A 9,897-nucleotide genomic window follows, 5' to 3' on the forward strand; every position below is an offset into this window, starting at 1 on the left:
GATTGACTTTCTGTTTTTACTCCGTTTAGCGTAATAAGAGAAGAATAGCAACTTGACTCTTCAGAGTGGCTTGAAACAATGAGTGCGTAAAGGAATTAAGCTATGGTCAGTGAACAACTTACAGCATATGACTGGAAACGGTTTCCGGAAACGGCTGCTTTTTTACATCAACGGATTACCGGGTTCTGCAAACGTTCCGCATTGATTCAGGAATTTGCCGATCAACTGCAGTTCAAAACCGGAACACGGTTGTCTGACTGGGTAGACCATCTGGAACTGAACTGGTCCGATGCGTTGCAGCAGCAACTGGTTGAATTGGGATATGTTGTTCTGGAAGGGGCGAAAACTCCCCTGTATCAGCATCCCGATGCGATGTTTCCCGCGATCCAGGCCAGTGATGCAGAAGTGGAGCGTCTGTTTGTTCGCGTGGAATCGGTGGCGGACTTTTTAACCATTCATCAATGTAAGCTGGAACTGCCCATCACGGGTGAAATCGGTGCCGCAGTCCGTCAGCGTGTTGTGATCGCAGAAAATGGACTCGAACTGCATGTGATCGAGCGACATGGTGCGCCGATTTTCGCAGCAGAAGTCCCTGAAGCTGATGTGCAACATTTGTGGAAACACGCCGAAGCGTTTCAATTACGCAGACGCCATTTCGACGATGAGCTTGCCGGCTTTGCGGAAGCGGAAACTCTGATCAAAGCGGCTATCGACGATCTGGGAGTCGACCGGACCTGTGATCTGTTCTTTGCAGCCGAACGCGCATACTGGCAGCAGCGGAATGGTGTAGCGCGGATTCAGAAGGCACGTCAGGATTCCATGGGCATGGGGTGGGCGAATCACGATCATCATACCTATCGTTCCAGTCGCAAACATTTCGCGCGGCTGATTTCCGTACTGGAACTGCTGGGGTTCGAATTAAGGGAACGTTTTTATGCAGGCCGGGAAGCCGGTTGGGGCGCACAGGTACTGGAACAGCCAGCCGCGCGGATCGTGATCTTTGCCGATGTGGATCTGTCGCCGGAAGAAGTCTCGCAGGACTTCGCGCATGAACCACTGCCCGCATTGAAACAACTGGGAACGGTGGGGCTCTGGTGTCGCCTGCATGGAGAAGCCTTTCTGCAGGCGGGCATGCATCACCTGGAATGCCAGTTCGACTTTGACGCCGCCCGGGAACAACTGGCTGAGAAAAATGCCGTCAAGACAATGAAGCCCTTTACGGATCTGCCTCATCTCAAGCAGGCGTTTACCGCGGGAGAAGTCTGGCCTGTTGAGGAATCTCGGATTGAGTCACTGCTGAAAGAGGGCTCAATCAATGAAGAAGCAGCCGACCGCTTTCGACTTCAGGGCGCCATTGGTTCGCATCTGGAAATACTGCAGCGCGAAGAAGGATTCAAAGGCTTCAACCAGACCGGCATCAACGAGATCATTCTGGAAACCAATCCGCTGAATCAGCAGCAGAAATAACGGTCTGCACTACTGTTTCTATCTGATTTGTTCCCGCAGGCGATCCATATGGGGCAGCGGGCCTTGAGGATTGGCAGACTCGGCCCAGCCCAGTCCTCCCTGATGCGCTTTGAGCTCCCAGTCATTGGCGGCACAATAATCTTTCAGTTCCTGTTCCGTCGGAAATCGGGCGATCAGCACGGGCGCACGCCGATCAACGAGCAGCACGGTGGGCAGCGCGGCAAACTGCATGCGGTACAGAGTCGCCGGTTCGAATTGGTCTGTGATAAATGTTGCCTGGGAGACGCGCGGGAACTTCAGTTCTTTCAGCTGACCAGCTTCAGCCATGGATTCTTGGGGGAAATCCCAGGGAAAGGCGTTGGTCTGAATCTGATACAGGCAGAACAGCGGCCCGAGTAAAGACAGGCTCAAGAGTATTCCCAGACGCTTGGGTTGCGAACGCGGTGCAGCTGATTTGGAAACGTTCGAAGTGCAACAAAGTGCAAAGCCAAGCAGACAGAGTGCCGCCGGAGCGATGTGCAGCAGCAGGCGATTCATGGAGGTCGAAACATGCCAGTACGGATTGTACGGAGTCAGCAGATAGACGGCGTAATAACCGCCCAGCTGAAACCCCACCGCTACCAGTAAACGCGGCAGCCGATGCTGACGCCAGAAAAAATTAACCAGAAACAGCACTGCGATCGACCAGAGCAGAATCGCCTCGGTTTTCCAGTCAAGCAGTACGTTCCACAACTGGCTCCAGATAACCTGATGCCATTCGGGAGATTCCACCTGATCAAGGCGGATCAGCAACCCATAGGGATTCATAAAGACTTCGGGCTGGATGACCTGACTGATTTCAAAGGCCCGCTGTGGTTCGATTAAATCATTGGGTGGTGCGAGGCTGGCTTTGAACCAGATCAGAAACACAAGCGGAATCGCAGCTCCTTTGAGCAGGGAAGGCAGCATTGAAGCATTCGATTCAGGTGGTGCTTCAATGTCAGGTGGTTGCAGGAAAGCATGGCTGAGTTTGATCAGAATCAGGGAAACCAAGCAGGCGAGCATCCAGAGCTGACCCTCATTTTTGACCAGGGTCGACCAGGCCACCACGAAGCCGAAACAGGACCATGCCAGTCGCTGTGGATGAGTGGCCGCGTAGTGATACCAGGCGAGCGAAGCGAGAATCGCATAGGCGAGCATGAAGTCGAGTGATTTGACGGCGTGCAGGTAGATCAGAAAGGGAGTGCTGAGGATGACAGCCAGTGTGAAGGCAGCCCACAGAGAAGATTTTCTTTCGAGTGCCTCCCACCAGCCGGTGAGAATGAGAGTGAAGCCGCTGAAGCAGGGGATGGTGAGGGCGGCGACCGCCAGTGAGGAACTGCTGCCATCCAGGCTCCAGAGCGGAACCAGCGCCCAGGAGAACAACGGCGGGTAATCGGGGTGGAGCAGGGCCAGGTCATTGCTGAAGCCCTGCGTCCACATCGCGCCGCCATCGACAAGGAAGCGGGCCCGCATGATCCAGGTAAACATCGGGTCCCAGCTCCCCCACGGAACGCGCGTGTGAACCAGTACGGAAACGCCGCATTCGGCGAGCACTGTTAATAGAAGGATCCAGAGTACCGGTGAAGGAAGCGAGACAGGTAATTTCTCCACAGTCTGCATGCGAAAGAGGTAATACAACATCCCAGCAAACAGCAGGAGCAAGGGAATCAACGACGACAGCCCGAGCAGTGTCTGCAGTAGACCACTGATTCCCAGCAGCGAAACCCAGGCAATCGGCAGACTGCCCCAGGTAAGCAGACGCGCCGCTGCCGGCACGCGGCGAAAGACAATCAGCCCCGCAATACTGTAGAACAGGAGTGTGATAATCAATGAAATCATGTCAGTCAGTGTAACGCGGACGGCGATGGTTTCAAAACGAAATCTGTCTTCCGTTTTCTTCTAACAGAGTCGGTACGAAAAGATACAAAAGTTTCCGGTTTGATATGCTGGGGAGAACTTGGATGGTACCGGATGTAATCCGGTATTGCCGGAGGCAACAGGAGGTGGCAGTGCAGACTGCGTGGAGAGTACGTGTGCCTCAAGCTCACTTGTTATCGAATAAGTTGGCTGCTCTATGGCAAAACGATAGCGTGAGCTGCGACCTCCTGCTCGCTGCGCTCGGCCCGAATTGCATTCGAGCCCACCCACGGTTGACGCGCAGACTCTGTTTTATAGGCGAAGTTTACCACCGGCAAAAGAAAAAAGACAAATGTCGTGATAATTTAATTGACAAAAAGACAAATGTCGTTATTAATGGGGGTATGAACCAACACAAAGCTAAAATTCCGGATGCGGAACGTGATGTCCTGGCCTGTCTGAATCGACTGGGTGAGGCAACCGTCAAAGAGATCAGTGAAGAACTGACGCCGACGCGGAAGCTGGAACCCTCGTCAGTGATGACGCTATTGAAACGACTCGAGTCCCGTAAGCTGGTCACGCGGCGGAAGGGAGACAAGGGGAAGGCGTTTGTCTTTCGCACGACTCCCGAATCGGTGCGAGCCTGTCGGCATCTGATGAATGATTTGTTTCAGAGTGTGTTCGGCGGAGATACGCTTTCCTTTATGGCTTCTTTTTTTGAAACGCGTAAACCTTCTGAAGAAGAGATTCAGCAACTGCAGCAACTGCTGGATGAAATGCGGTCTCCCGATACGAAACGCAAGAAAAAGGAATAGAGCCGATGCAAGAAGTTCTCAACCAGGCAGCCGGAGACTGGAGCAACTGGTTTCTGCATGCCAGTTGGCAGGCAGCGGTAGTAGCCGGGATCGTATTCCTGCTCTTACAGGTGACGAAGCGTTTTACCAGTGCCCCCTTCCGCTATGCGCTGCTGCTGATCGTGCTGTTGAAATTTGCGGTGCCTCCGTTTCTGGATCTGTCCACAGGCTTGATTACTCAATCTGCGAAATATTACTCGACAATTCGTAACACTGTTGTCAGTGATCCGCCGCAGATTTCTGTTGCGGAAAAGACGTCTTCTGTCACCAGCGTTGCTTCTGAAGCGAGTCCTTCAAATCGAATTTCCCCCACTGCAGGGAGTTCAGTTGATCCCGTATCGAGGAGTGACAGTGCAACAGTTCCCACGGTGGTTGAGGCATCGGAAACCGCTGCCGAGTTTCCTTGGTCGCTGTTGCTGATGTCTGTTTATGCCTGCGGAATGCTGGTCTGCGGGGTTTTCTTAGTCCGCCGCTATCGAGCTATTTTACGGATCGTGCGATCAGGTGATATCCTGAATACTGGCGAACTACATGCTGAAATGGTCCGTCTTTCCACACAGTTAAATATGAAAAAAATCCCGGCGTTGCGTATTTCTGATGAAACCGATGCGCCATTTGCAATCGGTGTTTTCCGGCCGAGCATTTTGTTTCCCCGACTTCTGGTAGAGTCTTTACACCCGGATCAGCGGGCGATTGTATTGGCGCACGAACTGGCTCACATCCGCCGACGTGATTTACTGATGGGCTGGTTCGAGACAGTATTGAGCCTGGTCTGGTGGTTTCATCCGGGAATGTGGTGGTTGAAAAAATCGCTGCGGCAGACGCGCGAAGACTGCTGTGATGATCTGCTGCTGACTCATGGCCTGGCAAATCCAGAGCGGTATTGTGAAACACTGATTGATGCCGCAAGTCGCCAGTCTGTCAGGCTGGTGGAACCTCTTGTGCTGGGCTTTGTGCATCGTGAGCATCCCGTGGCGAGACGGATTCGCAGATTGATGGATCGTTCTCTGTTAAGAGTCGACCGCCTGCGTTTTTCCGCTTTGTGTGTGGTTTTGCTTCTGGCAGTTCTGATGTTACCTGGAATGCGTCCGCAACAGTTGCCAGTCAGTGAAACAAATCTGGCGTCCTCGGGTGTATGGATGAATCTTGATTTTCAGATAGATGCCGAAGAGACTGAAGCTGTCAAAAAATGCAATGAAATTGCCCAGTCTTATTTCAGTACAAAGAGTGACAAAAAGATCTTTGATCAACCAGAAACGCGTGAAGCACTGAAAGCAATTCTGCAGGAACGCCCGAATTTCTTTTATGCACAGCAGCTGCTGGGGACCTGGTATCGCAGGCACGGTGATCTCAAACGTTCCACCGCATTGCTGAATGCGGCACTGGCCAATGCGCCAGTTGTGCTCACGCAGAAATACCAGGCTGGTAATGGTGCTCCGATGCAGGGTTTGGAAATTCCGCAGCTGGAAATTGAATGCAATCGTGTTCAGAATCACTCACTGGATCCCAGCTTGAAGCTGAAGTATGTGGACCTGCTGACCGATGCAGACGGCAATATCAAACTGCCCGTCTATGATACAGTGTATCGGATCACAACACTGGGCCATCCTTCAGGCTATTCGATAGAGAATGATAATCTGGGCTGGTTTGAATCGCAGGCTACGAATGGCGTTTTGCCCGATGTCCTGGTCTGGAAGACCTGGTCACAGCCCCGGAATTTCTCGCGGACTGCTGCTGAGTCCAATCTGCTCCGCAAAGCGAGGGGAACGGATACACTGCAACTGCAAACCGGAGGCAATACATACCAGGTTGGTGGAATCGCCCGTTGTGATGCGAACGGTCGTTTCAGTCTTGAAAACGGAAAAGGAGAGTCCATTTCGGAGCTGCCAACCGCATTGCCGAGCATTTCCAATGCGGCATTCATGGATCATGCGATCATTGAACTGTCTGAACCAGTTGCTTCAATGTTTGAGATTGAAGAGATCAATGTTCTCGATTCACAGACGAAAATCCCGCTGCGAACATTTCAGGATGGCGCAGGGTTCACCTGGCCCAATGAGAAAAACTTTCATCTGTTTTCACTTTGGGACAAGCTGCCTGCGACTGTTGATCTGATCCTGAAAGTTTATAATTTTCAAGAGGATTCCTTCCGTTCCAAAATACCGGCTCAGACTGGGGCTACGATTTCTGAGCAGGGACTTAACCTGAAAATCACCCATCTGATCGCCGGGAATCATGTTGGCTGGAGTTCTCGCGATGGATTTTATGGGGAGCCTCAAAGCCCAGGCAATACTTCCGAAGTGATGTTTGACATCACGGGGAACAGTCAGCTGAAGTTTTCGCTATGGGTTGTGACGAAAGAGGGTCGCAAACGGAATCTGAAGGAGGGGGGCTGGTTTTCTGCCGGAATGGGAAGTATGCCAATACGGATCATGCTGCCTCTGGATGAGATTGACCACTTCGAAATGCGACCGTACGTGACGACGGAAACGATTTATTTTGAGAAGCTGCAACTGCCAACTCGTACCAGTGAATTAGCACAGACATTGCCTGAGATTGATTTCGCTATCGATGGCGAAGCACGCCAGTTTACCTCTGAGCTGTTCAGTCCATTGCGTGTTCATTTTAAAAGTCTGCCTGGTAAAGTGTATTCAGGCTGTAGCTGCAATCAGCTGGGGTATGAATTGATGGAACGTCCGCAGGAGCAGCGAGGCGTCGAGAGTAAATCAACGGTGGAGTGGCATTATTTCGCGGCAATTGATTTGGAACATCGGTTGGAATATATTCTGACTCCCGGTTCCAAAATCAATGGGGGACAAGGTGCGTTTAATTGTAGATCCAGCTGGGGGGAAGTGAGCGCCACATCGAAAGATGTACCTCTGGAACGTATTCAATCGGTGCGGTTACAGATCCTGCCGAAAAAAAACTGATTAAGGGTCTGAAAATCCAGCAGCCAGAAGTGTTCGTATTTGCTCTTTTATTGCTACCAGGAAAAAATTACGTAGATGTGCTGCAGAAAAAGCGGGCGATACCGGATGTAATCCGGTATCGCCGGAGGCAACAGGATGTGTCAGTGCAGACGGTGTGGAGAGTACGTGTGCCTTAAGCTCACTTATTATCGAAGAGGTCGGATGCTCTATTGTAAAACGATGGCGTGAGCTGCGTTCTCCTGCTCGCTGCGCTCGGCCCGCATTACATTCTGGCTCACCCGTGGTAGGTTTTTGGCTGGTCTGTCCTACCTGTTTTATTGCCGCTGATTCGTGAAAACTTGTGTGATCCAGCAGGTACGGGATTTCTTTATTTCGTTAATAAAAGTCTTTCGCCTGCGTTTCGTACTGATCTGGTAAGTTCTGCGTGAGAACTGGGTAAAACTGTGTGGAAATTGTGTTTATTTAGTTCATGGATGGGCGTTGATGCGTTATACTGGACGATGATTGAAATTCAGGCCTGATCAGTGGTTACTGATTCCCTCCCGCCTGATTTCTTTCCCAGAGTGTGAGCTTCCCTAAGCAGATTGAGTGCGTTCATCTGAAAGCTTCGAGAAGGAGAACTGCTTTGCGTCCTTTCCTGTATCTGTCCTGCCTGAGTATTGCCGTTGTCTGTGTCGTCAATCAGAGAGCACACGCGGAAGATCCACAAACCGAATTGCAGCAGAAGCAGGCCGGGATCGAATTCTTCGAGAACAAAATTCGACCCGTGCTGGTGGAACATTGTTACGACTGTCACGCCGGGGAACCCGATCCGGAAAATGCCTCGTTCGTTTTGGATACGCGGGCTGGAATACGTATGGGCGGCGATTCCGGGAAAGCGGTTGTGCCGGGCAATCTCAAGTCGAGTCTGCTGCTGCAGGCGATTGAACATGATCCTGAATTTTACGCAATGCCTCCAGATGAAAAACTGCCGGCAAACGTCATCGCTGACTTTCGCAAGTGGATTCAGATGGGGGCACCCGATCCGCGCGAAGGGCAAGTCAAGACGAGTCCCCAGAAGAAATCAGAGCTGGCGATTGATTTTGAGAAGGAACGTGAGTTCTGGTCGTTCCGTCCGCTGACAAAGCCGGATGTTCCGGAAGTGAAACAAAGCGACTGGCCGCGTAACGACATTGATCGGTTCATTTTGTCGAAGCTGGAACAGAAACAGATGACGCCGGTTCAAGCCGCGGATCGCCAGACGCTGGTGCGTCGCGTTTATTTTGATCTGACCGGCCTGCCTCCCACGCCGAAACAGATTCAGCAGTTTGTGAATGATCCTTCTCCCCAGGCGTACGAGCATCTGATCGATCGCCTGCTGGAGACGCCTCAGTATGGTGAAACGTGGGGCCGCCACTGGCTGGACCTGGCGCGGTATGCCGATTCGAACGGCCTGGATATCAACCTGACGTTCTACAATGCCTGGCGGTACCGTGATTATGTGATTCAGGCGTTTAATCAAGATAAACCTTATACCGAGTTTATCCGCGAACAGATTGCCGGCGACCTGCTGCCGTTTGAAAATGATGAAGAGCGGACGCAGAATATCGTCGCGACCGGCTTCCTGGTCATGGGGGCCAAGATGCTGAGTGAGCGGGACAAAGAAAAGCTCCGCATGGATGTCGTCGATGAACAGATTGATGTGACCGGGCGAGCTTTCATGGGAATGACCCTGGGTTGCGCCCGCTGCCACGATCACAAGTTCGATCCGATTCCGATGACCGATTATTACGCACTCGCCGGGATCTTTCGCAGTACGGAAACCGTGCACGGCAACCGCTTGAACAACCAGTTCGTTTCCGGCTGGATGACGCGTCCGCTGCCGATCAAGCCGGAGCATGCCGCGGCTCTGAAAAAATATGAAACGGATCTGAAAACGCTGGAAGCGAAACTGAAGACAGATTCCGACGCGTTAGAGAAACTGCAGGGAGATACCAGTCAGCAGATGCGTCTGAAAGAACTGGTGGGAATTGTCGTCGATGATGCAGAGGCAACGAAAACGGGTGCCTGGAAAGAGTCTGCTTATTCGAAAAATTACCTGGGCGTCGGTTACGTACATGATATGAATGAGGAGCAGGGGAAGAAAACGATTCGCTTCACTCCCGATCTGCCCGCCGCCGGTAAGTATGAAGTCCGGTTTGCGTTTCCGGGCAGTGGCGGCCGTGCGAGTAAGGTGCCTGTAAACATTCAGTCAGAACAGGGAATGCAGACTGTCTACGTGGATCAGACGAAGCAGGGGCCAATTGACGGTATTTTCACTTCACTGGGCAGTTTTGAGTTTGCAGCGGGGAAAGCGGGCCATGTAGAAATCTCGAACAAAGGGACTTCCGGTTACGTGGTTGTCGATGCGGTTCAGTTCCTGCCACAGTTTAAACTCCCGAACCAGGATGTGAAGCTCGCGAAAAAAGACGAAGCAAAACCGGACCATGCCGCGCAGCAGAACCGAATCAAGGAACTGCAGGCGAGTGTGAAATCACTCAAATCAGAGCTGGCGAATTTAAAAGAGAACGCACCGCGGCCAGCACCGATGGCGCTGGCCGTGGGTGAGCAGCCCGATCCGGCGGACTACCGGATTGCCCGCCGGGGAAATATTCATCAGTTGGGTGATAAGGTGGATCGCGGATTTCTGACGATTGCTTCGCTGCAGGATCCACCGCCTGTCAGTCCGCAGCAGAGTGGTCGACTGGAACTGGCGAACTGGTTAAGCCAGTCACAGAACCCACTCACCA

5 protein-coding genes are annotated in these 9,897 nt (G+C 52.2%); 4 read left to right on the plus strand and 1 reads right to left on the minus strand.

The window, feature by feature from the left end; translation table 11 throughout:
* Nucleotides 1-102 precede the first annotated feature (102 nt).
* Complete coding sequence (locus tag AACZ40_RS15745) at nucleotides 103-1,467, plus strand: hypothetical protein (RefSeq protein ID WP_291171049.1); 1,365 nt, start codon at nucleotides 103-105, stop codon at nucleotides 1,465-1,467.
* A gap of 18 nt (nucleotides 1,468-1,485) precedes the next feature.
* Here AACZ40_RS15745 and AACZ40_RS15750 read toward each other — a convergent pair whose 3' ends face one another.
* Nucleotides 1,486-3,327, minus strand: a complete 1,842-nt coding sequence (locus AACZ40_RS15750) for a hypothetical protein (protein WP_291171052.1) — start codon at nucleotides 3,325-3,327, stop codon at nucleotides 1,486-1,488.
* A 422-nt stretch (nucleotides 3,328-3,749) separates the two neighbouring features.
* Here AACZ40_RS15750 and AACZ40_RS15755 point away from each other — a divergent pair, with 422 nt between their 5' ends.
* The 3 genes from AACZ40_RS15755 to AACZ40_RS15765 all read left to right on the plus strand — a co-directional run.
* Nucleotides 3,750-4,160, plus strand: a complete 411-nt coding sequence (locus AACZ40_RS15755) for a BlaI/MecI/CopY family transcriptional regulator (RefSeq protein ID WP_291171054.1) — start codon at nucleotides 3,750-3,752, stop codon at nucleotides 4,158-4,160.
* A gap of 5 nt (nucleotides 4,161-4,165) precedes the next feature.
* The gene (locus AACZ40_RS15760; RefSeq protein WP_291171056.1) at nucleotides 4,166-7,129 is read left to right on the plus strand and encodes a M56 family metallopeptidase; all 2,964 of its coding nucleotides are present in this window, start codon (nucleotides 4,166-4,168) and stop codon (nucleotides 7,127-7,129) included.
* A 625-nt stretch (nucleotides 7,130-7,754) separates the two neighbouring features.
* A partial coding sequence (locus AACZ40_RS15765; protein ID WP_339674960.1) for a DUF1549 domain-containing protein occupies nucleotides 7,755-9,897 on the plus strand: 2,143 nt, incomplete at its 3' end.

The organism is uncultured Gimesia sp., assembly GCF_963972345.1.
Taxonomy (GTDB): domain Bacteria; phylum Planctomycetota; class Planctomycetia; order Planctomycetales; family Planctomycetaceae; genus Gimesia.

Coding starts and splice junctions, on each gene's coding strand:
- AACZ40_RS15745 (WP_291171049.1), top strand. CDS start 103: ATGGTCAGTGAACAACTTACAGCATATGACTGGAAACGGTTTCCGGAA.
- AACZ40_RS15750 (WP_291171052.1), bottom strand. CDS start 3,327: ATGATTTCATTGATTATCACACTCCTGTTCTACAGTATTGCGGGGCTG.
- AACZ40_RS15755 (WP_291171054.1), top strand. CDS start 3,750: ATGAACCAACACAAAGCTAAAATTCCGGATGCGGAACGTGATGTCCTG.
- AACZ40_RS15760 (WP_291171056.1), top strand. CDS start 4,166: ATGCAAGAAGTTCTCAACCAGGCAGCCGGAGACTGGAGCAACTGGTTT.